17 protein-coding genes are annotated in these 22,584 nt (G+C 66.8%); 15 read left to right on the forward strand and 2 right to left on the reverse strand.

Annotated features, from left to right (window positions below; translation table 11 throughout):
- Positions 1-16 precede the first annotated feature (16 nt).
- The 3 genes from MC375_RS07190 (at position 17) to MC375_RS07200 (ending at position 7,808) form a co-directional block, all read left to right on the forward strand.
- On the forward strand, positions 17-3,043 hold the full coding sequence (locus tag MC375_RS07190; RefSeq protein ID WP_242102609.1) for a TonB-dependent receptor: 3,027 nt from the start codon (positions 17-19) through the stop codon (positions 3,041-3,043).
- A 321-nt stretch (positions 3,044-3,364) separates the two neighbouring features.
- Complete coding sequence (locus MC375_RS07195; protein WP_242102610.1) at positions 3,365-6,208, forward strand: TonB-dependent receptor; 2,844 nt, start codon at positions 3,365-3,367, stop codon at positions 6,206-6,208.
- A gap of 34 nt (positions 6,209-6,242) precedes the next feature.
- A complete protein-coding gene (locus MC375_RS07200; protein ID WP_242102611.1) occupies positions 6,243-7,808 on the forward strand; it encodes a serine hydrolase domain-containing protein in 1,566 nt (521 codons plus the stop codon).
- Between the two features lie 118 nt (positions 7,809-7,926).
- Here MC375_RS07200 and MC375_RS07205 read toward each other — a convergent pair whose 3' ends face one another.
- On the reverse strand, positions 7,927-9,342 hold the full coding sequence (locus MC375_RS07205; protein ID WP_242102612.1) for an SH3 domain-containing protein: 1,416 nt from the start codon (positions 9,340-9,342) through the stop codon (positions 7,927-7,929).
- Positions 9,343-9,414: 72 nt separating this feature from the next.
- Here MC375_RS07205 and MC375_RS07210 point away from each other — a divergent pair, with 72 nt between their 5' ends.
- The 12 genes from MC375_RS07210 (at position 9,415) to MC375_RS07265 (ending at position 20,502) form a co-directional block, all read left to right on the forward strand.
- A complete protein-coding gene (locus MC375_RS07210) occupies positions 9,415-10,116 on the forward strand; it encodes a M15 family metallopeptidase (protein ID WP_343223541.1) in 702 nt (233 codons plus the stop codon).
- Positions 10,117-10,123: 7 nt separating this feature from the next.
- A complete protein-coding gene (locus tag MC375_RS07215; protein ID WP_242102613.1) occupies positions 10,124-10,312 on the forward strand; it encodes a CPXCG motif-containing cysteine-rich protein in 189 nt (62 codons plus the stop codon).
- Between the two features lie 164 nt (positions 10,313-10,476).
- Positions 10,477-10,899 carry an EF-hand domain-containing protein gene (locus tag MC375_RS07220; protein WP_242102614.1) on the forward strand — a complete coding sequence of 141 codons (423 nt, stop codon included), beginning with the start codon at positions 10,477-10,479 and terminating at the stop codon, positions 10,897-10,899.
- A gap of 109 nt (positions 10,900-11,008) precedes the next feature.
- The gene (locus tag MC375_RS07225; protein ID WP_242102615.1) at positions 11,009-11,227 is read left to right on the forward strand and encodes a hypothetical protein; all 219 of its coding nucleotides are present in this window, start codon (positions 11,009-11,011) and stop codon (positions 11,225-11,227) included.
- Between the two features lie 85 nt (positions 11,228-11,312).
- Complete coding sequence (locus MC375_RS07230) at positions 11,313-12,029, forward strand: HAD family hydrolase (protein ID WP_242102616.1); 717 nt, start codon at positions 11,313-11,315, stop codon at positions 12,027-12,029.
- On the forward strand, positions 12,026-12,472 hold the full coding sequence (locus MC375_RS07235) for a copper resistance protein NlpE N-terminal domain-containing protein (protein ID WP_242102617.1): 447 nt from the start codon (positions 12,026-12,028) through the stop codon (positions 12,470-12,472). Before MC375_RS07230 ends, MC375_RS07235 begins: the two co-directional genes overlap by 4 nt.
- 103 nt (positions 12,473-12,575) lie before the next feature.
- A complete protein-coding gene (locus tag MC375_RS07240) occupies positions 12,576-13,253 on the forward strand; it encodes a hypothetical protein (protein WP_242102618.1) in 678 nt (225 codons plus the stop codon).
- Positions 13,254-13,511: 258 nt separating this feature from the next.
- Positions 13,512-14,156 (forward strand): 2-dehydro-3-deoxy-6-phosphogalactonate aldolase, encoded by a 645-nt coding sequence (locus MC375_RS07245; protein WP_242102619.1) that lies wholly within the window; start codon positions 13,512-13,514, stop codon positions 14,154-14,156.
- Positions 14,153-15,763: a sodium/sugar symporter gene (locus MC375_RS07250; protein ID WP_242102973.1), complete on the forward strand. Its 1,611-nt coding sequence runs from the start codon at positions 14,153-14,155 to the stop codon at positions 15,761-15,763. The genes MC375_RS07245 and MC375_RS07250 overlap by 4 nt, the downstream gene beginning before the upstream one ends.
- A 4-nt stretch (positions 15,764-15,767) precedes the next feature.
- Positions 15,768-16,673: an SMP-30/gluconolactonase/LRE family protein gene (locus MC375_RS07255; protein WP_242102620.1), complete on the forward strand. Its 906-nt coding sequence runs from the start codon at positions 15,768-15,770 to the stop codon at positions 16,671-16,673.
- Between the two features lie 546 nt (positions 16,674-17,219).
- Positions 17,220-17,984, forward strand: a complete 765-nt coding sequence (locus MC375_RS07260) for a response regulator transcription factor (protein WP_242102621.1) — start codon at positions 17,220-17,222, stop codon at positions 17,982-17,984.
- Positions 17,985-18,108: 124 nt separating this feature from the next.
- Positions 18,109-20,502 carry a two-component regulator propeller domain-containing protein gene (locus MC375_RS07265; RefSeq protein ID WP_242102622.1) on the forward strand — a complete coding sequence of 798 codons (2,394 nt, stop codon included), beginning with the start codon at positions 18,109-18,111 and terminating at the stop codon, positions 20,500-20,502.
- Positions 20,503-20,627: 125 nt separating this feature from the next.
- Here the strand turns inward: MC375_RS07265 and MC375_RS07270 are convergent, their stop codons facing one another.
- Positions 20,628-22,340 carry an ATP-binding protein gene (locus tag MC375_RS07270; protein WP_242102623.1) on the reverse strand — a complete coding sequence of 571 codons (1,713 nt, stop codon included), beginning with the start codon at positions 22,338-22,340 and terminating at the stop codon, positions 20,628-20,630.
- Positions 22,341-22,584: the final 244 nt, after the last annotated feature.

Genomic DNA, 22,584 nt, shown 5'->3' on the forward strand with positions numbered 1-22,584 from the left:
CAGCGAGGGAAGCAACATGAGCAGGTCCGCCAAGCCAGCACGCCGCAACACACGCAAGACCATCCTGAGCCTTGCCACCGGATTGGCCCTTGCGGTGATGGCCGCGCCGCCGCTGCTTGCGCAGAGCGCAACCGGCGCGATCGCCGGCCGTGCCAGCGCGGGCGACCAGATCACGGTGACCAACGAGGACACCGGTTCGAGTCGAACGGTAACCGTCGGCGCCGACGGCAGCTATCGCGTGACCCAGCTTCCCATCGGAAATTACAGCCTCCAGGTCACGCGCGCCGGGCAGGCGGTCGGCACTCCGGTCCTGGTTGGCGTTTCCGTGGGCGGAACCACCAACGTCAATCTCGGCAGCGAGGGCAACATCGCCAACCTGGACACGGTTCAGGTGATCGGTTCTCGCATCGTCAACCGGGTGGACGTGCACTCCACTGAGTCGGCGACCAATATCACGCGCGAGGAGATCGCGCGTTTGCCGGTGGACCAGAGCCTGAGTTCCGTCGCCCTGCTCGCGCCGGGCGTGGTTGCATCCGGCGCCACCTTCGGCGGTCTCACCTTCGGTGGCTCGTCGGTGGCGGAGAACGTCGTTTACATCAACGGCCTGAACGTCACCGACCCCTACCGGCGGCAGGGCTTTTCAACGGTGCCGTTCGCCTTTTACGAGGAATTCCAAGTCAAGACCGGCGGCTATTCGGCGGAGTTCGGCCGCAGCACTGGCGGCGTCATCAATGCCGTGACGCGCTCGGGCGGCAACGAGTTCCATGGTGGCATGGAAGTCACGTTCGAACCGGAGGGCTGGGCGTCGTCGAAAGAAGATCACTTCCATAGCGACGGCACGCTTGACGAGCGGGATCGAACGAGCCGTGACGAGAATTCGCTGTACAAGGCCAACGTGTGGGCGTCCGGGCCCATCGTGAAGGACAAGCTGTTTTTCTTCGCGATGTACGAAAAACGCGATGCCGTGAACAGGGACGTCGACACCACCGAGGCCTTCCTTTCCAAGGGCGACAACGACTTCTGGGGCGCCAAGCTCGACTGGCAGATCAACGATGATCACCTGCTGGAATTGCTGGCTTTCTCCGACAAGGCGGATACGGTCACCACGACGTACGCATACGACTGGGACACCGCCACGCGCGGTGACGATACGGGCGAGGCAACTTCCGGCTCGGGTGGCGACAACTGGTCGCTGACCTATACGGGCTATTTCGCCGACAACTTCGTCGCCAAGGCAATGTACGGCGTGAACGAGCGCCGCGCCATCGGCAGCAGCCCGTGGGATGCCGATTGCAGCATCGTCACCCGCGCTGGCAGCTACACCGAAATCTTCGGCCCGGCGACCCAGCAGGAAGGCTGCCATCCGACCAACAGCAGCATCAACAACCGCTACGACAAGCGCGAGGCGGCACGCCTCGATTTCGAGTGGACGCTCGGCGACCATCTGCTGCGCTTCGGCATGGACCAGGAGGTCATGGATTCCGACAGTTCGAGGGTGTACCCCGGCGACGGCGTGAGCTACCAGGTGATCGGCATCGCCGCAGACGAGGAGGATCGCGAGCTTCCCAACGGGGAAGACGTTCCCGACGGCGTGACGGCCTATGTCGACGCGCGCCGTTACATAACCGGCGCTCCCGTGTCGACGAAAGCGCAGGCGATCTACATCGAGGACAACTGGAGCGTCACGCCAAATCTGCTGCTGAGCCTCGGCGTCCGCGCCGACAAGTTCGAGAATACGCTTGCTTCAGGCGCGACATTCGCGAAGGCCGACTTCAGCGACATGATCTCCCCCCGTCTCGGCTTCAGCTGGGACATGAAGGGGGACGGCACGACCAAGTTGTTCGGCAACGCAGGCCGTTACTACATCCCGCTGACCAACAAACTCACCGACTACTTTGGCGGTGGGACCACGGATGAGCACACGTATTACGTGCTCAATGGCTGGACCGAGGAGATCGACCCGATCACCGGAGCCCCCTACCTCGCCCCGGAACTGGGCACGCAGATCGGTCCTGTCAATACCGATGGAAACGCGCCCGCGCCCGACGACGTCCGCACCGCGGTCGCCCGCAACCTGAAGCAGGTCTTCCAGGACGAGTTCATCCTCGGCTTTCAGCAGGCCATCAATCAGGCATGGTCGTACGGCATCAACGCCACCTACCGCGAGGTGACCCGCGCCGTAGAAGACGCGCGCATCAACCACGTCGAGGGATGTCCCTGGTATTCCGGCGACTGGCCCATCATCAATCCCGGCGAAACGACAACCCTGTGGTGCCCGGACACCGAAGACTGGGTGACCTTCGACAGCTCCGAGGACGGATACGAGGCGCTGGGCAGCGGCTTGGTCATGGGCTACAAGAAGCCCAAGCGCACCTACAAGGCGGTCGAGTTCCAGCTCGACCGCGCGTGGGACGAGAAATGGGCCTTCAACGCCAGCTACATCTGGTCCAAGTCCGAGGGCAACATCGAAGGTCCGGTGAACTCGGACGCCGGCTACAACGACACAAACCTGGTGCAGTTCTACGACCATCCGGCCGTCAACGAGCGTTACGGCGTCCTGTTCAACGACCATCGTCACCAGTTCAAGCTCCGCGGCAGCTACAAGCTCAACGACATGTGGAGCTTCGGCGCGACCTTTTCCGCAATCTCCGGCGGGCCGATCACCGCGTTCGGCGTGCGCTGGCCCAACGACAACCGCAGCGCCGGCGGCCCCGGCGAGTTCAGCGGCGGCGGCTCCGGCTGGCTATGCGTGTCCGGTTGTGACTCATGGGAGACGCGCGAAATGGTCTACACGGGTCGTGGTGCGTTCGGCCGGATGCCATGGGTCAAGGACCTGAGCGCCAACGTGACCTGGACGCTCCCGGTAGAAGGCATCGACCTGAGGGCGCGTTTGTCCGTCTACAACCTGCTCAACAGCCAGACGGTCGTCAACGTGCATTCCCGCTACGAAAGTACACCCGGTGCCGAGATGCCGTACTTCGGGCAGGGCACTGTGTGGCAGTCGCCCCGTTACACGCAGTTGGTCGTGACCTGGAACTTCTGATGTTCGCTCGTTGGCGGCCCTCGCGTAGGGCCGCCCTCTGTGCCTGCGCGGGGTTCCAGGATGCAAGGGTGCCGCGCGAGATGCGATGCAGGTGCCCCACCTGCTGATCTGCGCAACCCGTGCGCAGCGTCGGTTCCCTGGTGCCCTGACCTGATCCAGCAGACCACTCCGACAGTGCCTTCGGCGGCGTAGGCTCCGCCGACTGGCGTCCGTGCCTGGTTGACGCCCCAGAGTTCGCATGACTCAATGCGGTTAGGGGCAAAGCGGAAGACGCGGGGGCGGGCCCGTTCACAGCCACAATCGAGCTACGGGGAGGTGGTCATGCGAGTGCATCGTCTTGGCAGCGTGCTGTGTACAGGGATACTGGCCGCATCTGCGGTTCCTGCTGCGGCGCAGTCGGCAGACACCGCGGAGCGGGCCGAAGTCACCACCCTCGACCGGATCGCGGTCACCGGCTCGCGCATCAAGCGCACCGAGGTGGAAGAGGCGCTGCCGATCACGGTGATCGACAGGGCGCAGATCGATCGCGAGGGCATCACCTCGGCCGAGCAGCTGCTGATGCACCTGAACATCGCCGGCAACGGCTCGGACAATCTGGCCAGCAATGCCGGCATCGTCCACGAGGAGCAGCGCGGCAACAACGGCGTGTCCGGCGCGAATCTGCGCGGGCAGGGCGCCGACGCCACGCTGGTGCTGCTCAACGGGCGTCGCGTCGCCACCCACGGCCTGAAGGGACGGGCGGTCGACCTGAATTCGATTCCGTTCGCGGCGATCGACCGGGTCGAGGTGCTGCGCGACGGCGCATCGGCGATCTACGGCACCGATGCCATCGGCGGCGTGATCAACTTCATCACCAAACGCGATTTCCAGGGCGGGCAGGTGTCGGCCTTCGTGGATGCGACCGAAGCCGGCGGCGGCAACATCTACCGCACCAGCCTGCTGCTCGGCGGCGGCGATGTCGAGCAGGACGGCTGGAACGCCTTCGGCGCGCTGAGCTTCAAGAAGAACGAGATCCTGCGCGGCACCGACCGCGATTTCTCCAACGCTTTCCAGCCCGAACGCGGGCTGTCGCCGGACACGCGCGGCACGCCGTTCGCGACCGTATTCAACCGTTCGTCCGATCCCAACCTGATCGGTGCCGGCCTGACCGATCCCGGCGACGGCGCCACGGTGACAGCGATCAACCTGCTCGACCTGCCGGGTGGGCCGGGCTGCGAGAGCGGCGGCGAACTGATGGGCCCGTACGACCACCGGCTGTGGGGCCTGGACTCGTCGCGCTATGCCTGTGCCTGGGACTACCCGGCGGCGGCGGTGATCCAGCAACCGCAGGAGAGCGTCGACTTCATCGGCCGCGCCACGTTCAAGATTGCCGACAACCACGAAGCGTATGTCGAGCTCACCGGCTCGCGCGTCGACGTAGAGAAGACCTTCGAGCCCAACCAGATCTCGCCCGGATCCACGTTCGGCCCCGACACCTGGTATCCGGTCACCGGTCCGGCCTACGACATGATCTACGACGGGCTGGCCGCGTATTTCGGCGCGGACCAGCTCAACTACGGCGAGCGCATCGCCTACCGCTGGCGCTGCATCGCCTGCGGGCCGCGCAACATCGAAACCGAAACCACGGCCTATCGCCTGCTGGTCGGCTTCCAGGGCACGCTCGGACGCTGGGATTACGACGTCGGCCTGGCCCGGGCGTCGAGCAAGTCCGAATCCACGCTCGGCGGTGGCTATCACTACACCGACGGCCTGCAGGCGCTGCTCGGCAGCGGGATGCTCAACCCGTTCCTGCTGCCAGGCCAGTCGCAGACGGCCGAAGCGATGGCGGCGCTGGAAGCGATCTCCGCCACCGGCGCCAAACTCTACGGCGGCGAGTCGATCCTGACCCAGTTCGACGCGACCCTGTCCGGCGACATCGGGCTGGAGCTGGCCGGCGGCAGCATCGCGATGGCGGCCGGCATCGATCTGCGCCGCGAGGAGTTCGAGTTCACCGCCGACGATCCCGATGAGCGGCGCCCGATCTTCAACGCGCCTTTCGATGACAACAACGTGCTGGAGAACGTCAGCCGCGACATCAAGGCGGTGTTCGCCGAAGTCTACCTGCCGATCTTCGACAGCTTCGACATCACTCTGGCCGGCCGCTACGACCGCTACGACGGGTTTGGCAGCACCACCAACCCGAAGGTCTCGTTCAAGTACCAGCCGATCGATTCGCTGCTGTTCCGCGGCGCCTACAGCACCGGCTTCAAGGTGCCCTCGTTCAACCAGCTGTTCAACGGGGTCAGCGAGCTGCCGTACACCGGGCTCGATCTCGCCGACCCGGAAACCTGCCCCGGCGCGGTCGCCGATCCCAACGTGCCCGGGTGCGAACTGATCCAGCCCGACGAGCTGTTCGGCGGCAAGGAGGATCTGGAGCCGGAGGAATCCACCCAGAAGAGCTTCGGCGTGGTGTTCGCGCCGAACGAATCGCTCAACATCGCCGTGGACTGGTGGGAGATCGAGCGCGAGAACACGATCCAGGCGGCCAACCGCGACGTGCTGATCGAGTTCTACGACGTGTTCCGGGACAACTGGATCCGCGACGCCAGCGGCGAAGTCGTGGCGATCGATCGCCGCTACATCAACTCCGGTGGCAGCCTCAGTCGCGGCGTCGAACTCGACGCCAACCTGTTCGGCGAGTTATGGGGCGGGCGCTGGCGCATCGGCCTCAACGGCAGCTACATCGACACCTTCAAGACCAAGGCGCTGGAGTCGCTGCCGTACACCGACAACCTGGTGGGCGAGTACGTGCGCTATTACAACCTGCCGATCAAGTGGAAGCACACGCTGAGCCTGGGTTACGAGTACGGCGACTGGTCGCACAACTTCAGCCAGCTCTACCGCGGTGGCTACGACGACGAGGAACCTGTCAGCGTGGCCAACGGCAGCTACGTGCCGCCGGATTGGGATCCCGAAGTCGACAGCTACATCACCTACAACTACAGCCTCACCTACACCGGATTCGAGCAGCTCAAGCTCGGCTTCGGCGTCAAGAACCTCTTCGACGAGGATCCGCCGTTCACCGCGCACCAGAACGACTTCGCCGCCGGCGCCGGTTGGGAAGCCAGGGTGGGCGACCCGCGTGGTCGCTCCTATACCTTCCTGGTGGAGTACAACTTCTTCTGAGCAGGATCGGGGCAATCATCTGGACAGGAGGCGCATGAGGATCGCTTTCGCGGCAGGATTGGCCGCTTTGCTGATGCATGCCGGTTCGACATCCGCGTCGGATGCGGTCTTTGACCGTCATGTCGACGAGGCGATCGCGCGCTACGACTTGCCGGGGATCGCGGTCGGCGTCGTACAGGACGGGAAGGTGGTGTACACGCATGCCGCCGGGGAGTTGGTCACAGGCAGCGGGCGAAAGATCGACAGCGATACCCTGTTCAAGATCGCCTCCAACAGCAAGGCGATGACCGCAGCGCTGCTGGCGCGGCTGGTCGACCAGGGCAAGCTCAAATGGGACGATCCGGTAGTGAAGTACCTGCCGGACTTCCGCATGCATGACCCCTGGGTGACGCGCGAGATGCAGGTGCGCGACCTGTTGATCCACAACAGCGGGCTGGGGGCCGGTGCGGGCGACCTGATGCTCTGGCCAGACCCGAACCTGTTCACGCGCGCGGACGTAATGCACGGGCTGCGCTATCTGAAACCTGTCTACAGCTTCCGCTCGCGCTACGCCTACGACAACACCTTGTACATCGTCGCCGGCGAAGTCGCGGCCGCGGCGGGCGGTGCGACGTATGAGGAACTTGTCCGGCGCGAGCTGTTCGAACCGCTGGGCATGCGCCGCTGCCAGGTCGGCGAATTCAAGCGCGATGCGGTCGGTAATGTCGCACAGCCGCACGCCAGGCGCGAGGGCAGAAACGTGCCGACCCGCGTGGATGGCGACACCATCCCCAACGTGCCGATGATGGCCGCCGGCGGTATCCGCTGCAGCCTGGACGACATGCTCACATGGACGACGATGTGGCTGCAGCCGGACAAGGCCGGCCTGATGGACGGCAAGCCCTGGCTGTCGCAGCAGCAGCGTGAGGAAGTATGGAAGCCGCACACGATCATGCCGCTGAGCAAGCGCATGCGCGAGTGGGACCACAGTCATTATTCGGCTTACGGCTACGGCTGGCGCCTCACCGACGTCGACGGCACCTGGAAGGTCTCACATACCGGCACCCTCGGCGGCATGTACTCGGCGCTGACCCTGCTGCCGGAAAAGAACGTCGGCTTCGTGATCATGATCAATGGCGATGCCGACGACGCGCGCACGGTGCTGACCCAGGCGCTGGTCAAGCATTTCACCGCACCGCAGTCGAATCCCGGCGTCGCCGGCTACGCGGCGATGCTTGAGGCCGGGCAGCGACAGGCAGCCGTTGCCAGGCCAGTGGCGGACACTTCCGACCGGGTACCGGCAACGGCCGCCGACCTGGCCGGTAAGGCCGGCGTCTATCGCGATCCCTGGTTCGGCGAGGTTTCGCTCTGCGCGCAAGACAACGGCGTCGCGTTCGCCGCAGCCAAGTCGCCGAAGATGTCCGGCAAGGTCATGCGTTCGGGCAAGCGTCTGCTGGTGCAATGGCACGGTCCCGATGCCGAAATCGAGCCCTGGCTCGAGTTCCCCGCCGTCAGCGGCAACGCGTCCGTAGCCATGCGCATGGCCAAGATCGACCCGGACGGCGATTTCAGCAGCGATTACGAAGACCTGGCGTTCGAACGGATTCGCGACTGTCCGTGACGGTCCCTATACCGGCCCTGTAAAGCCACATTGCCCGTGGGAGCGGCCTTGGCCGCGAATGCTCTTGCGGTCGATCAGCAGGCAAAAGGCGTTCGCGGCCAAGGCCGCTCCCACGCAATCATTTCACCGGCCGCATGCGCACGATCGCGGTGATCCGGTCGGTCATCGCCTGCGCTTCGCCTGCACGCAGCGGCAGCAGCGGCGTCACCGACACCGCGTTGAGCGGGATGCGTTGCAGCGCGCCCTGGGCGTTGCGCACGCTCACGCCCTGCACGTCGTGGATCACCCAGGGTTCGCCGCGTTCGCGGCCGATCACCATCATCACGTGGCCGGGCACGTAGACCAGGTCGCCGACCTGCAGCCGGCGCAGGGCCGCAGCGCGCTGTTCGGGCGTGGTTGTTGCATCGAACGCGATGCGATCGAACGCGGGGCTGCGCGCCTGGTCGCTGGTGTTGCGCGGCATCAGCACGCCCATGCTGCGATAGACCTCCGACACGAAACCGCTGCAGTCGCGGCCGTTGTAGTCGTGGCCCCAGCCGTAGCGTTCGCCCAGGAACTTGAAGGCCTGGCGCAGGATGTTGGCGCGGGTCAGTGGCAAGGGTTCGCGCGCCACGTCCGCGTTGCGCGGGATCAACGCCGGCGAAAACGCAAGCTGGCCGTCCTCGGTGCGCACCGGCAGCTGCACCGGCCAGGCCGCATACGCCAGCTGGCCGTTGATCACCGCGGTTGGCGGCACAGCGGTCAGATGCGGCACGCGCGTGCCCATGTCCAGCTCCAGCTCCGACAGCGCTGGCGCGCCGGGCGTGTAGACGGTGCGCACCTTGGCGTCAGTGACGGTCAGCGTCGGCGTGCGGTGCACGTAGCCGAACACGTCATCGCGCGTTCCTTCCGCGACCGCCAAACGTTCGATCCAGCCGGTGTAGAGCGGGCTCACCACGAACCACCACTTGCGGTCGCGGCTCACGTGAGCGATCACCACCGGCGTGCCCGGAAACAGCGCGGTTTCCTGGAAACGGTCGATGTCGGTGTCATCGGGCGCGGTGAACACGCGCAGGTGGGTGGGGAAGGTGCGTAACGATGCACGACGCACCACCAGCCCGAAACGGGTGATCTGGGTCTGAGGAATCGCGCCCAGATCCAGCGCTGCCACCAGGCGGTCGATCTGGCGCTCGTTGCCCTGCTTGCCGGCCTCGTCGTACAGCGTCTGCTGCGGCCGCTGCGAGCGGGCGTCCACCCAGGTCTTGACCTGCTCCGCGTCCAGTGTCTGCGGCAGCGCCTCGATGTCGTGCCAGGTGGGATCGGATGCGCGCAGTCGCGCGTTCTGGGCCTCGATCGCCGCCGAATCCAGGATCCGCTGGTCGGGACGCTCGAGCTTGCGGATCCAGTAACCCGCGTCGAGTTGCCCCTGCGAGACGCCGAGTGGATCGGGGGGCGGAAGCTCGATCTCCTGCGCGCGCGCCTGCCACGCCAGCGATGCCAGGCCCAGGCACAGCGCCTGTAGCCACCAGAGCGGACGCACCATCGCGAATGTCATCGGCAACAGCCAACCCGAGCGGAAAAAGCAAGGATACTATCGACTGGTTAAGGTGAAGCAGAAGGCAGGGCAATGCGCATATCGATGCTCGCGGCCGTTGTCCTTGCATGCACGGCCTGCGCCAGCGCCGGTGGCGTGCGCACGTCCGGCGCGGCGGACGCGCAGGCAGCGGGCATGGTGGACGTGGCCACACTGGCACCCGGCATCCGCTTCGACATGCGCTATGTGGGCAGCGCCAACTTCGTTGGCGCGCCGGTACGCGGGTACGAAGCACCGCGCTGCTACCTGCTACGGCCGGTCGCCGAGGCGCTCGCACGCGTGCAGGCCGCCGTCGTTGCACGCGGACAATCGCTCGTCGTGTTCGACTGTTATCGCCCGGTGCGCGCGGTACAGCATTTCGTCGCATGGTCGAGGGATCTCGGCGACCAGCGCACGAAGGCCCAGTATTACCCCAGGCTCGACAAAACCGCGCTGCTCGGCGATTACATCGCGGAGACCTCGGGCCACAGTCGCGGTGCGACCGTCGATCTCGGCCTGCTGACCTGCGCGGATTCGCATTGCCAGGAGGTCGACATGGGCACACCCTTCGATCTATTCGATCCACGCGCAAACACCGCGTCGCAGGAAGTCACGCCGATGCAGCAAGCCAACCGGCGCAAGCTGCTCGAAGCGATGCGGGCTGCCGGCTTCGTCAACTATCCGATGGAGTGGTGGCACTACACCTTCCAGCCCGAGCCCACGCCTCAGACGGCCTACGACTTCCCGGTTCGCTGATCCAGCCATGCTCCACGCACAGATCTGCCAATGCCCGTACTGCGGCGAAGCCATCGAACTGGTGACCGATGCGTCCGCCGGCGCCCAGGCCTATATCGAGGACTGCCCGGTGTGCTGTCGCCCGATTCAGGTGCGGGTTGATGTGGACGACGCCGGTGAGGCGGTCCTGAGGCTCGCGCATGAAGATGACGCGTGATCATCGCCAGTTTGGCGGCTGGGGCTAGCGCTTTTTTTTTATTGCGTGGTTAAGACAACGTAACCATAACAATCACTGAACGGCGGAGGTTCATTTCGCCGCTGGCATGGTGGCCGCACGTGGCGCAGACCGCGTACTCCAAACCCCCCTCCATGGAGACCGAAATGAAGTCCCGCAATGTACTGTTGACCGCCCTGTCACTGGGCCTGACGCTGTCGGCGCCGCTCGCTTTCGCGCAGGACCAGACCGCGTCACCGACCGCGCAGGAGCAGACGGCCGCCGATCCCGCGACGCCTGCCACCCCGGCACAGCCTGCCGATCCGGCCGCGCAGACGGCCGCCACCCCGGCAACGCCGGCCACCCCTGCTTCCCCGGCAGAAGGCGAAACCAAGAAGATCACCTGGTCGGATCTCGACGCCGACAAGGACGGCAAGCTGACCAAGACCGAAGCTTCCTCGGTGCAGGCCCTGACCCAGGTGTTCGATGATGCCGACGCCGACAAGGACGGCGCGCTGACCCCGGACGAGTACAAGGCCTTCGTCGCCAAGAACCAGGCCGACGCCGCGCAGCCGCAGAACGAGGGCTGACCGCAACCCAGTCGCCGCGGCCCGCGCTGCGGGTCTGCGGCGGCGTACCTTCGCTAGTCGCGCATCGCAGGAAGATGATGCCGTCATGACATTCTGGAGCACACACAAGATGAAGACCCTTCGCACCCCGGCGCTGGCTCTGCTCGCGTTCGCCACGCTCGGCCTTGGCGCCTGCGCCAGCACCAACGACGAGAATGCCGAGTCCCCGGCCGCCGAAGCCGCGCCGATGGACAGCAGCACCGCGCCGCCCCCGGCCGATCCGTCCGCGCCGCCGCCGGCCGACGCGACCGCGCCGACCGAAACCCCGCCGCCGGCAGGTACGCCCTAGCCGCGACCTGGCGCGCAGGCGACATGCAACATGCGAAGGCGGCCGAGGGCCGCCTTCGTCGTTCCGGGCGACGTAGACTGTCGCCATGCGCAATGCTTCCGCCATCCGTCTGGTCGGCTTCGATGGTGACGACACGCTCTGGAAGAGCGAGGACTACTACCGTGCCGCGCAGGACGAGTTCGAGCGCATGCTCGCCACCTACGTCGACCTGGACGACGTGTACCAGCGTCTCTACGCCGTGGAGAAGCGCAATCTGGCGCTGTTCGGCTATGGCGTGAAGGGCATGGTCCTGTCGATGCTCGAGGCCGCGTTCGAGATCACCGACGGCGCGATCGGCAGCGACGACATGCATCGCATCGTGCTGCTGGGCAAGTCGCTGCTGCAGCATCCGGTCGAACAGTTGCCTGGGATCCGCGACGCCGTCGCGGCGATCGCCGCCGACCACGCCGTGGTGCTGATCACCAAGGGCGATCTGTTCCACCAGGAAGCCAAGGTTCGCGATTCCGGCCTGGCCGATCTGTTTCCCAGGATCGAGATCGTCAGCGAGAAGGATGCATCGACCTACGCGCGGGTGCTGGACGAATTCGGGCTGCAGCCGCATCAGTTTGCGATGGTGGGCAATTCGCTGCGTTCGGACATCGCGCCGGTGGTCGCGCTCGGCGGCTGGGGTGTGCACATGCCCTACCACGTGACCTGGGCCCACGAGGAGGAAGCCGAGCCCATCGCCGACGGCGCAAGGGTGCGACGGGTCCTGACTCCGGCGGAAATCCCTGCCGCGATCCGCGCGCTGGGGCCGGCATGATCAAGCGCGCCCCGATCCGTGGTTGGGTGCTGCTGGCGGCAGTCATGCTGGTTCTTGCCGCGTGCAGCCGCGACGCAGGGGACGCGCCGGCGATCCTGGCGCCGGTGGAGCAGGGCGACGGACGGCTCGAGTGGGCCGGCATGCAGCCGTGCGCCGATTGCGACGGGATCGAGACCCGGCTGGCGCTGGTGCGCGAAAGCGGGAAGCGCAGTTTCGTGCTGACCGAGACCTACCTTGCCGAGCGGCCGGTGCGCTTCGTCTCCAGCGGCCGCTGGGAGCGCGAGGCCGATCTGCTGGAACTGCAGGCCGACGATGGTGCACGACTCAACTATGCGCTGCTTGGCGACGGCAGCCTGCAACCGCGGGATGGGCGTGGGCGTCGGCTGGCGGGCAACGATGCCGACGGCCTTCTCGTGCCGGTGACATCCTCGCCCCGCCGCTGAACGCCTCAGGGCGGCGCGGTGCGATTTCAACACGCATTCACGGCCGCGTCGCATGATGGCGTTCTCGGCCGCGCAGCAGCGACCACCCCACCGGAGGCTCCCCATGCGGCATCACAGGATCAAGGCCATCGCCCTCGCCGTTGCGCTGACGGCTGCGGCAGGCGCCACATTCGCACAGGACTACGTGTTCAGCTGGAGCCCCCGCACGGGCGACGTGTGGGTGGACACCCGGCTCTCCGACATCAACGACTACGGCTACCGCTATCGCGAGCCCTTCATCAACGAGATGACGCGCTATTACGGCGCGCCGCGCGATCTGGTGTTCGACCTGATCGTCAACCGCCGATGGGCGCCGGGTGACGTTTACTACGCCTGTTCGCTGGCCCAGATCATCGGCCGGCCATGCCGGTACGTGGTCGACGAATGGGAGCGCGACCACGGCCAGGGCTGGGGTGTGGTTGCCCAGCGCCTGGGCATCAAGCCGGGTTCGGCCGAGTTCCATCGGCTCAAGCGCGGCTTCGTGCCGACCTACGACCGCTGGAACCGTCCGATCGTGCTCGACCGCGATCTGGAGCGTGATTTTCCCAATCGCGGCAAGGGCCCGTCAAAAGCCGCGCCCGGCAAGGGCAAGCCGGTGCAGGCCGGCTCGGGCCGCGGCAAGAGCGATGCGCAACCGGCAGACAAGTCCGGCGGCGGCAAGTCGAAAGCGCAGGGCAAGCCCGCTGGCAAGAGCAGCGGGCAGGGCAAGGACAAGGGCGACAAAGGAAAGGGCAAAGGCTGATCGCCTTTCCAATCCGTTAAAGGACCGGCGGCCATGCGCCGCCGGTCCTGTTTGTGACGGACAGCGACGCAGACAACGGGCGGGAACGTTCCGGCGCGAGCGCATCCCGTGCGGCCCCCGCCAACGATTTCGAACCGTGCCGCGGGATTCCCGTCGCCACGTAGAACCTTTGGGGGTCACCCTGGTTTTTGCGACGGCGTACCGTCGTAATTGGACTGGTGCTTGCCGCGCTGCCCGTGCTGAAGGAGCATGGCGCACATGCTGCCCTCCAACGACACCGCGCCGCTCGTCGTCGCCATCCTGCGCGGTATCACCCCAGACGAGATCCTGGACGTCGCCGAAGCGCTGGTCGCGCGCGGCGTGGGGGCCATCGAGGTGCCGCTCAATTCCCCCGACCCGTTCACCAGCATTGCCCGTCTGCAGAAAAGCTTCGGCGCCGATTGCCTGTGCGGCGCCGGGACCGTGCTCGGGCTGGCGCAGGTCGAACAGTTGCACGCCACGGGGGCACGCCTGCTGGTGGCGCCCAATACCGATGCAACGGTGATTGCACGTGCGCTCGAGCTCGGCCTGGTGCCGATGCCGGGCGTGGGCAGCGTCAGCGAGGCTTTCCAGGCAATTGCCGCCGGCGCCACCGAACTCAAGCTGTTCCCGGCCTCCACTTATGGCCCCGGGCATCTGCGCGCGCTGCGCACGGTATTGCCGACCGGCGTACGCGTGCATGCGGTGGGCGGCGTGGACGCGCGCAACGCCGCGCAGTGGCTCGAAGCCGGCGTCGACGGTTTCGGTCTGGGCGCCAGCCTCTATCTGCCCGGCATGGCCGCGGCCGAAGTCGGCGCGCGCGCCGATGCATTCTTCGCGGCGCTGGCCGCATCTGCCGAACGCGTCGAGGGAGGCGCGACCTGATGCTCTCAACCATCGACCTGGCGGTCATCGGCGTTTACGCGGTGGCGATCTTCGTCCTGGCGCAGTGGGTCGCGCGCGAGAAACACGGGCACCAGAAGGACAGCAACGACTACTTCCTGGCATCGAAGGCGTTGCCGTGGTGGGCGATCGGCGCGTCGCTGATCGCCGCCAACATCTCGGCCGAACAGATCGTGGGCATGTCCGGCTCCGGTTACGCCATCGGCCTAGCGATCGCCTCGTACGAATGGATGGCCGCGCTGACCCTGCTGATCGTCGGCAAGTGGTTCCTGCCGATCTTCCTGCGCAACCGCATCTACACGATGCCGCAGTTCCTCGAGCAGCGTTACGGCCCGACCATCCGCACCCTGATGGCGGTGTTCTGGCTGGCGCTGTACATCTTCGTCAACCTGACCTCGATCATCTGGCTGGGCTCGATCGCGGTGACCAAGATCGCCGGCATCGACCAGGACACCGCGCTGTACCTGCTGGCCGCATTCGCCTTGCTCTACCAGCTGTACGGCGGGCTCAAGGCGGTGGCACTGACCGATATCGTGCAGGTGACCTTGCTGGTACTGGGCGGCCTGCTGGTGTCGGGACTGACGCTGGCGAAGATCGGCGGCGATGCCGGGATCCTCGGCGGCTTCCAGCTGCTGACCCAACGGGCGCCCGACCACTTCCACATGATCCTCAAGCCCGACAATCCCTTCTACAAGGACCTGCCGGGGCTGTCGGTGTTGCTGGGCGGCATGTGGGTCGCCAACCTGAGCTACTGGGGCTTCAACCAGTACATCATCCAGCGCGCGCTGGCGGCCAAGGACCTGCGCGAGGCGCAGAAGGGTGTGGTATTCGCCGCGTTCCTGAAGATGCTGATGCCGGTGATCGTGGTGTTGCCGGGCATCGCCGCGGTGATGCTCGCACCGGACCTGGCCAAGCCGGACGAGGCCTACCCGACGATGATGCGGCTGCTGCCCCCGGGCATCCTCGGTCTGGTGTTCGCCGCGCTGATCGCCGCGGTGATCGCCAGCACCGCGTCCAAGATCAACTCGATCGCCACGATCTTCACCCTGGACCTCTACGCCAAGTTCCGGCACGTTCCCAGTCGTGTCGAAGACGGCATTTCCGCGAATGGCGGCGGCGACGCCGCGCACGAGCGCCGGCTGGTCCGGGTCGGACGCATCGCCGCGACGGTCGCGGTGATACTCGCGGCTCTCACCGCGCGGCCGCTGCTGGGCAAGTCCGACCAGGCGTTCCAGTTCATCCAGGAATTCACCGGCTTCTTCACCCCCGGCATCACCGTGATCTTCCTGCTCGGGCTGTTCTGGAAACGGGCCAACGAGGCCGGGGCGATCGCGGCCGCGGCCGGCTCGGTGGCACTGTCGTATCTGTTCAAGATCTTCTGGCCGGAACTGCCGTTCCTGGACCGCATGGGCCTGGTGTTCCTGATCACCCTGGCGCTGGCGGTGGTCATTTCGCTGCTGGTACGTGCGCGCGCGAACGCCAACCGCATCGACACCCAGGATGTCAGCTATCGCACCAGTACCGGGTTCAACATCGGGGCACTGGCAGTCGTCGGCGTCCTGGTGGCGCTCTACGCCACCTGGTGGTGAACGCATGACGCGATTGCTGGAAGTGCTTCCGGTCGCGCATCTGCACGGCGAAGGCGTGCAGTGGAATGCGGACGATGGCTGTCTGTGGTGGACCGACATCAGCGGTTGTGCGCTGCATCGCTATCACCTGGGGCGGGGCGCGCTGGAATCCTTCGCCACCCCGGAACGTCCGGGCTGTTTTGCCTTCATCGAAGGCGATGCGCGCCTGCTGGTGGCGTTCGCCACCGGTTTCGCGCTGTTCGATCCGCGCGACGGGCGGGTGCGCTGGCTGGATCGATGCGAACAGGCCGACAGCGGGCGGCGCTTCAACGATGGCAGGGTGGATCGCCAAGGGCGGTTTTGGGCCGGGACGATGGTCGAAGATGCGACGCGTGCCGTGCCGTACAGCGCAAGCCTGTACTGCCTGGACCCGGACGGCAGGGCAGTGGAGCGGGAGCGCGGGATCGGCATTTCCAACGGCCTGTGCTGGAGCCCGGACGGACGCACCATGTATTTCGCCGATTCCCCCCGGCACACGATCCATGCCTATGACTTCGACCCGGACAGCGGCCTGCCGTCGCGGCGCCGCGAATTCGCGCGCACCGGCCCGGGCGCGGAGCCCGATGGCTCCACGGTCGATGCCGAGGGCGCAGTGTGGAACGCGCAATGGGGCGGTGGCCGGGTCGTGCGTTACTCGCCCACCGGCGAGGTGCTCGAAACCGTCGATACACCCGGCGCGATGCAGCCCAGCTGCGTGGCGTTCGGCGGCGATGCGCTCGAATTACTGTGCGTGACCTCGGCGTGGATCGGCCTGGACGCAGCCGCGCGCGTGACACAGCCGCAGGCGGGCCATGTGTTCCTCTACGAGACCTCCGCACGTGGCCTGCCGGAGAACCGCGCGCGGCTCGCGCCTGCGGTGCTGGCGGCATGAACGGCCGGCGCCGTCGGCTTTGGAACGGACATTTGTTCGAGACGAAAGCAAGGCGAACCAGCAAAGGGGTTCCTGGTCCTGCATCGCCACGAGTGTTTCTGGCGAAACCTTGGCCGTTCCCAGCGCTCCGATTCTTCGTGTTGGTCGTTCTCGCTCAGCCAGGTGCGTTGTCGCAGTCCCGTCCCATAAAACGCCTTCTTCTTGTCTTCCGACCTACACCACATCGCACTGTCAGCACGGACCCTGCGGATGGCTGGATCCGCGGTCAAAATGATCGACCGGAGTCGCGAGCCGGCGTCCTGGCGATGGACGTTGCGTTCGCACGCTGGTAGCGTTAACAGCGAAGCGTTGCGCGATGGTTGCGCCGGGCCGCGGCGGCGGTACTTGGGGACAACCCGGATGCTGGAACGCATTGGCAGGTTCGGCGCCACGGCGCGACGCCGGTACGCAGGGTCGGGCGAGGGAAATCGTGAGGAAGCGGGCATCGCCCTCGCGCCATCACCGGGCGGGTGACGGCAGCGGCGGTGGTCGAAGGGGAAGACGTTGATGGAATTGCAGGGAAGTTACGACGCGGGAGGCTCGGATTCGGCCCGCGATGCATCGGAAGCGCGATCGACAAGCGACCGGATTACCCTGGCGGTGGTCGAAGACGATGCCCAGTACAGGGAATCGTTCCTGGTTCCCAGGCTGGCGGCGGCCGGTTTCTCGGTGGACGGCATGGCGAGCGCGCTGGATCTTTATCGGGCCATGACGGCCCGGCGCTACGACCTGGTGCTGCTCGATGTCTCGCTCCCGGACGAGGATGGCTTCGGCATCGCCGCGCACCTGCGCAGCCTGTCGGGCTCGATCGGAATCGTCATGCTGACCGGCCTCAGCTCGGTACAGGACCAATTACGCGGCCTGCGCGCCGGCGCGGACGTCTACCTGCACAAGCCGACCGACATCGAGACGCTGACGGCCACGCTGTGGAACCTGAAGCGCCGTGTCGAAGCCGCACCGGCCGCGCCAGCCCCCGTTCGAGCGCAGGGCTGGCGTATTGACGAGGCCGCGTGGCGGATCGTGACGCCGGTCGGTGCGGAGGTCGAGATGAGCCTGGCCGAACGCCAGGTGCTTTCGATGCTGGCGGCGCAGCCGGGCATTCCGGTCCGGCGCGATGCGCTGATCGAACGATTGGTGGAGAACGTGCACGATTTCGATCCGCACCGGCTGGAAATGCTGGTCTACCGGTTGCGCCGCAAATGCCTCAAGCACGCGGGAGTGGAACTGCCGCTGCGCGCTGTGCGCGGGATCGGCTACGTGCTGGTGTGGTGATCGGCCGCGACCTACCGCCCCGGCTCCGATCCGGAGCACGTCATCCGCGTTTCGTGCAGGCGTGGCACCGCCCGCGCCGGCCTTCCGCCGCCGCCGACATGGGAAGCCGCGTACGGTGAGGTCGATGCGCCTGCCGCTGGCGGCGTTCGTCCTGCTGACGATCTGCGCCGTGGCCATGGCGGAGGAGCGCGTGGTTCCGGACTACCGGTTCGTGCCGCGGGCGTTCACCCACGACGACGGATTGCCGCAGTCGGGCGTGAACGCCATCGTCCAGGGCCGCGACGGCTACCTCTGGCTGGGGACCTTCGGCGGGCTGGCGCGATTCGACGGATCGACGTTCCGCATCTTGCGCGAACGAACCGCCCGGGACGCGCCATCGGCGATAGGCGGACGCCGCGGCGGGCCGGCCAGCGATCGCGTCCTGTCCCTGTTCGAGGACGACCGCGGGCGCTTGTGGATCGGTACCCAGGACGCCGGGCTGAGCGTGTTCGAGCGCGGTGCGTTCCGTCATCTGTCGATCTGCGGCGGTACCTGCCAGGTTTCCGCGATCGCGCAGGCGCCGGACCGCTCGATATGGGTCGCCAGCGGCGACGGCATTTTTCGGCTCGATCCCACCAGCATGCGCGCCATGCGCCTCGCGCGTCCGGGCCGCGCCGGCTACAACAACCTAGTCATCGACGGCAGCGGCCGGGTGTTCGTCGGCGGCTACGAAGGCTTCCACATCGTGTCCGGGAACAGCTTGCGTGACGTACCGCTGCCCGATGGCGAGACGGACGTATACATGCTCGAGCGCGACGGCGACGGCCTGTTGGTCGGAACTCCGCAGCGGCTCTACCGCTACCGTCACGACGACCGGCGCTGGACGTCGCAGGACGTGATCCAGCCCAGGTACGCGGCCCGGGACGCGAACGGCCGGTGGTGGGTCGCGCAGGGCGACAGGCAGGTCTTGCGCGAACACGCTCCGGGAAGCTGGCGCCGCGTGTCCGAACTGTCCGGAACCGGCATCAGCAGCCTGGCCCGCGACGATGAGGGCAATCTCTGGATCGGCACCACCAGCAGGGGCCTGCTGCGGCTTCGCGACCCGGTGTTCGGCCTGCTTGCGAAGGCGCAGCTGGGAAGCGGCCGATCGGGGCGCGCGGTGGCGCCGGACGGTCGGGGCGGGTTCTGGTTCGGCTTGGCCTGCGGTGCATTGCGCCATTTCGGCGCCGACGGCCGCGTGCGCGAATGGCCGATCGGCGAGGTCCTGGGCAACGACTGCGTTTCCAGCCTGCTGCTGGATCGCAGCGGTGCGCTCTGGATCGGGACCAGTTCGGGCGAGTTGGGGCGGATGACCGATGGTGCGGTCGAGCGCATTGCCTCCTGGCCGCGAATCGGCTCCATCGGCATCGGGCAACAGGACGATGGCGGCCTGCTGGTCAGCGCCGGCGCGTCGACCTTCGTGCTGCGGGTGGACGGCGAAGGGCGTGTGCTCGATCGGCGGCGTATCGCCGCGGTGCAGGGCATGCGCATCAATCGGTTCGTAAAGTCCGCACGCGCCGGGACCTGGTTCGTGGGCGACCAGGGCGTGGTGCGGTTGGTGGGCGATCGGGTCGTCGAACGCTGGTCGCCGCAGCAAGGTCTCTCCTCGCGCTTTGCCCGCGACCTCTACGAGGACCGCGACGGTGCGCTATGGGTGGGAACCTACGGCGGCGGCCTCAACCGCATCGTGGGCGATCGCGTGCACAGCTACGGCAGCGACAATGGCCTGTCGGACGAGGCCGTGTCCTGCATCCTTGCCGACGACCGCGGTCGGCTGTGGCTCGGAGGCAACCGCGGCGTGACCTTGTTGCCGGCGCCGGGCGGGGCGGGAGAGACGATCGAGTCGGTGGTGTTTGCGGCGGATGAAGGCCTGATGCCGCCCGAGATCAACGGCGGGACCACCTCGCCCTGCCTGCGCGACGCACAGGGGCGGCTGTGGTTCTCGCTGGTGGAAGGGTTCGCCGTGCTCGACCCGGAGCGTATCCCCGAAGTCCGTCCGGCGCCGCCACGTGCGCATATCGAAGATGTCGCGGCGGCCGGTGTGGCGCGCGAGATCCCCGATGCCGTCCTGAATCTGGCCTCGTTCACCCGCAATCTGCAGATCCGCTACACCGCGATCAATCTGAGCAGGCCGCGGGAAACCCGCTTCCGTTTCCGCCTGTCCGGTTTCGATGCGGACTGGGTGGAGGCCGGACAGGACCGCAGCATTCTCTATCCCTCGGTTCCGTGGGGCGAGCACCTGTTCGAAGTGCAGGCACGCGTCGCCGGAGGCCCGTGGTCGCCGGTGGCGGCCAGGCTGCGCATCATGCACCCGCAACCGTGGTACCAGCGACCCTGGATCTGGACGCTGGCGACCTCGATGGGGCTGGTGGTGTTGGTTGGCGGCACCCGGCATGAGCGCGTGCGGCTGCCGTCCGCGATCGGCCGCCGCCGGCCTGCCGGTAGCCTCGGCCAGGGACGCGATCGGCACCGCGAGCCCGGCGCCGCGCCCCGCGAATGATCCGAGTAGATCGTCGCTTCGCCGCGCCCGTGTAGAGCTCTTCGAAGGCTCGGCCCCATTGTGAATGACTGCCGTCATTCCAGCGAAGGTGGGAATGACGAGCAAACCAGTGGTTCGGATCTTCCTTAGGCGGCGCGCAGGGCCTGCAACAATCGCTCGTTGTCGAGCGGTTTGGGCAGGTGCACGATCCGTAGGTCGTCGAGGTCAGAGAGGAAGTCGTCCGCCAACAGCATGCGCCGTGCATTGGGCAGCACGTTGCCCAGCTGCCACAGCAGCGTGGCGCCATCGATATCCGGCAAATCCTGGTCGGCGATCACTACGTCGACGTGGCTGGTGTACAGCGCGCACGCCAATGCTTCATCGCCTAGCTTCGCGGCATCGACATGGCAGCCGCCGGCGCGCAGCGCCTGCGCGGCCTGCGTCATGATCGCATCGTCCCCGGTCACCAGCAGTACCCGCAAGCCGTCCACCGCGTCCGTCCGCGGGTCGTCGCCTGCCGCGGCCAGCGGCAGGCGCAGGTGGATGAGCGTGCCGCGTCCGGGCGCGCTGTCGACATCGATCCGCCCACCACTGTCGGCGACGAAGCGCTGCACGATGGTCATGCCGATGCCGGTGCCGCGATCCCGGGGTTTGGTGGTGAAGAACGATTCGAACAGGCGCGCGCGCACCTCGTCGGTCATGCCCGTGCCGGTGTCTTCGACGCGGATCAGCGCGTGGTCGCCGTCGCGTTCGACGGCCAGTCCGAAACGGCCGCCCTCGGGCATCGCATCGCTGGCGTTGCTGGCCATGTTGAGCAGCGCCAGTTCCAGCTCATCGCGGTCGGCCTCGACGAACAGGCGCAGCGAGGTCCTGTCCAGGCGGACGCGGACGCCGGAGTGGAACATCGGTTCGATCAGCGGGCCCATGCCGGCGACGGCTTCGGTGAGATCGAACACCGATACCTGGCGCTCCTGGTTGCGGCTGAAGCTCAGCAGGCGGCGGGTGACCACCGCGCCGCGCTGGGCCGCCTGGAGGATCATCGCCAGCGTGCCGTCGCGTTCCGCTTCCTGCGAGGTGGGCGAGCTGGCGAGCCCCAGGATCACATGCAGGATGTTGTTGAAATCGTGCGCCGCGCCCGCTGACAGACGACCGATCGCCTCCATCCGTTGCGTGTGCAGCAGGCGCGCATGGGCGCGCTCGTTCTGTTCGATCTCGCGTTCGAGTTCCGCGTTGGCCGCATCGAGGGCATTGCTGCGCTCGATCGCGCGCTGCGAGGACAGGATCAGCCGATCGAGAATCACCGCCAGGACCAGGAAGTTCAAGGTCGACAGCACCAGGTCGGGCAGGACCTGCGCAGACGCCGCCGCGTTCGCCGCCCGCATCAGGTCGATGCGCGCGCCGAGCGCAAGGGCGACGCCGCTGGCCAGCGCCGTCCACCAGACCGCGGCGCGGCCGAGCAACAGTCCGGCGAACAGCAGCGGAATCAGATGCGTCATCTGCAGGCCGGCCTGCGCCTGCAGTCCGTAGTTGGCGTAGCTCACGCCGATCAGCACCATCCCGCCGCAGACGGCGAAGGCCGCCGACAGCCGGTAGCGGCTGCGGCGCAGCAGCCACAGGCAGCCCAGCGCGTAGACGGCGATGGCCAGCGGCCCCCAGGTTTCGCTGCTGGCCGCGTCGCGTCCGCCGAGCAGCGAATGCACCGCCATCGATCCTGCGGCGGCAACCGTGATCGCGAGGACGGTCTGCAGCATCAGCGCGTTGCGGCGGTCCTGCGGCGGGACGGCGGGTGCGAGCCCGGGCGGGTCCGCCATGCGCCGAACGGCGCGCTGCGCCTCGGCGCCTACCGTCAGCGGTTCCATCTCTCTTCCCTTCGCGCGTGTTGGTGGCCAGCGGTGGACAGGATAGACACAGGCGTCCCGGAGCGATTGTCAGGTCTGTCGCAGAAACAACCCGCTTCCGGTGAGGATTGGTGAGAGAACGTGATTGATGTCGCATTTTTCCCTGCCTAAAGTGCGCGCGCTTCTTGACGCACTTCACAAAGCCTGGGACTGCACCGGGCGCGTCGGAAGCCCGGTTGGGAAGCCAAGGCTTCGCATCGATGAA

This window comes from Lysobacter sp. M2-1 (assembly GCF_022662495.1).
Taxonomy (GTDB): domain Bacteria; phylum Pseudomonadota; class Gammaproteobacteria; order Xanthomonadales; family Xanthomonadaceae; genus JAKPBU01.

What these genes read in the sequence shown, in the direction of transcription:
- MC375_RS07190 (WP_242102609.1), top strand. Translation starts at nt 17, where the DNA reads ATGAGCAGGTCCGCCAAGCCAGCACGCCGCAACACACGCAAGACCATC.
- MC375_RS07195 (WP_242102610.1), top strand. Translation starts at nt 3,365, where the DNA reads ATGCGAGTGCATCGTCTTGGCAGCGTGCTGTGTACAGGGATACTGGCC.
- MC375_RS07200 (WP_242102611.1), top strand. Translation starts at nt 6,243, where the DNA reads ATGAGGATCGCTTTCGCGGCAGGATTGGCCGCTTTGCTGATGCATGCC.
- MC375_RS07205 (WP_242102612.1), bottom strand. Translation starts at nt 9,342, where the DNA reads ATGACATTCGCGATGGTGCGTCCGCTCTGGTGGCTACAGGCGCTGTGC.
- MC375_RS07210 (WP_343223541.1), top strand. Translation starts at nt 9,415, where the DNA reads ATGCGCATATCGATGCTCGCGGCCGTTGTCCTTGCATGCACGGCCTGC.
- MC375_RS07215 (WP_242102613.1), top strand. Translation starts at nt 10,124, where the DNA reads ATGCTCCACGCACAGATCTGCCAATGCCCGTACTGCGGCGAAGCCATC.
- MC375_RS07220 (WP_242102614.1), top strand. Translation starts at nt 10,477, where the DNA reads ATGAAGTCCCGCAATGTACTGTTGACCGCCCTGTCACTGGGCCTGACG.
- MC375_RS07225 (WP_242102615.1), top strand. Translation starts at nt 11,009, where the DNA reads ATGAAGACCCTTCGCACCCCGGCGCTGGCTCTGCTCGCGTTCGCCACG.
- MC375_RS07230 (WP_242102616.1), top strand. Translation starts at nt 11,313, where the DNA reads ATGCGCAATGCTTCCGCCATCCGTCTGGTCGGCTTCGATGGTGACGAC.
- MC375_RS07235 (WP_242102617.1), top strand. Translation starts at nt 12,026, where the DNA reads ATGATCAAGCGCGCCCCGATCCGTGGTTGGGTGCTGCTGGCGGCAGTC.
- MC375_RS07240 (WP_242102618.1), top strand. Translation starts at nt 12,576, where the DNA reads ATGCGGCATCACAGGATCAAGGCCATCGCCCTCGCCGTTGCGCTGACG.
- MC375_RS07245 (WP_242102619.1), top strand. Translation starts at nt 13,512, where the DNA reads ATGCTGCCCTCCAACGACACCGCGCCGCTCGTCGTCGCCATCCTGCGC.
- MC375_RS07255 (WP_242102620.1), top strand. Translation starts at nt 15,768, where the DNA reads ATGACGCGATTGCTGGAAGTGCTTCCGGTCGCGCATCTGCACGGCGAA.
- MC375_RS07260 (WP_242102621.1), top strand. Translation starts at nt 17,220, where the DNA reads ATGGAATTGCAGGGAAGTTACGACGCGGGAGGCTCGGATTCGGCCCGC.
- MC375_RS07265 (WP_242102622.1), top strand. Translation starts at nt 18,109, where the DNA reads ATGCGCCTGCCGCTGGCGGCGTTCGTCCTGCTGACGATCTGCGCCGTG.
- MC375_RS07270 (WP_242102623.1), bottom strand. Translation starts at nt 22,340, where the DNA reads ATGGAACCGCTGACGGTAGGCGCCGAGGCGCAGCGCGCCGTTCGGCGC.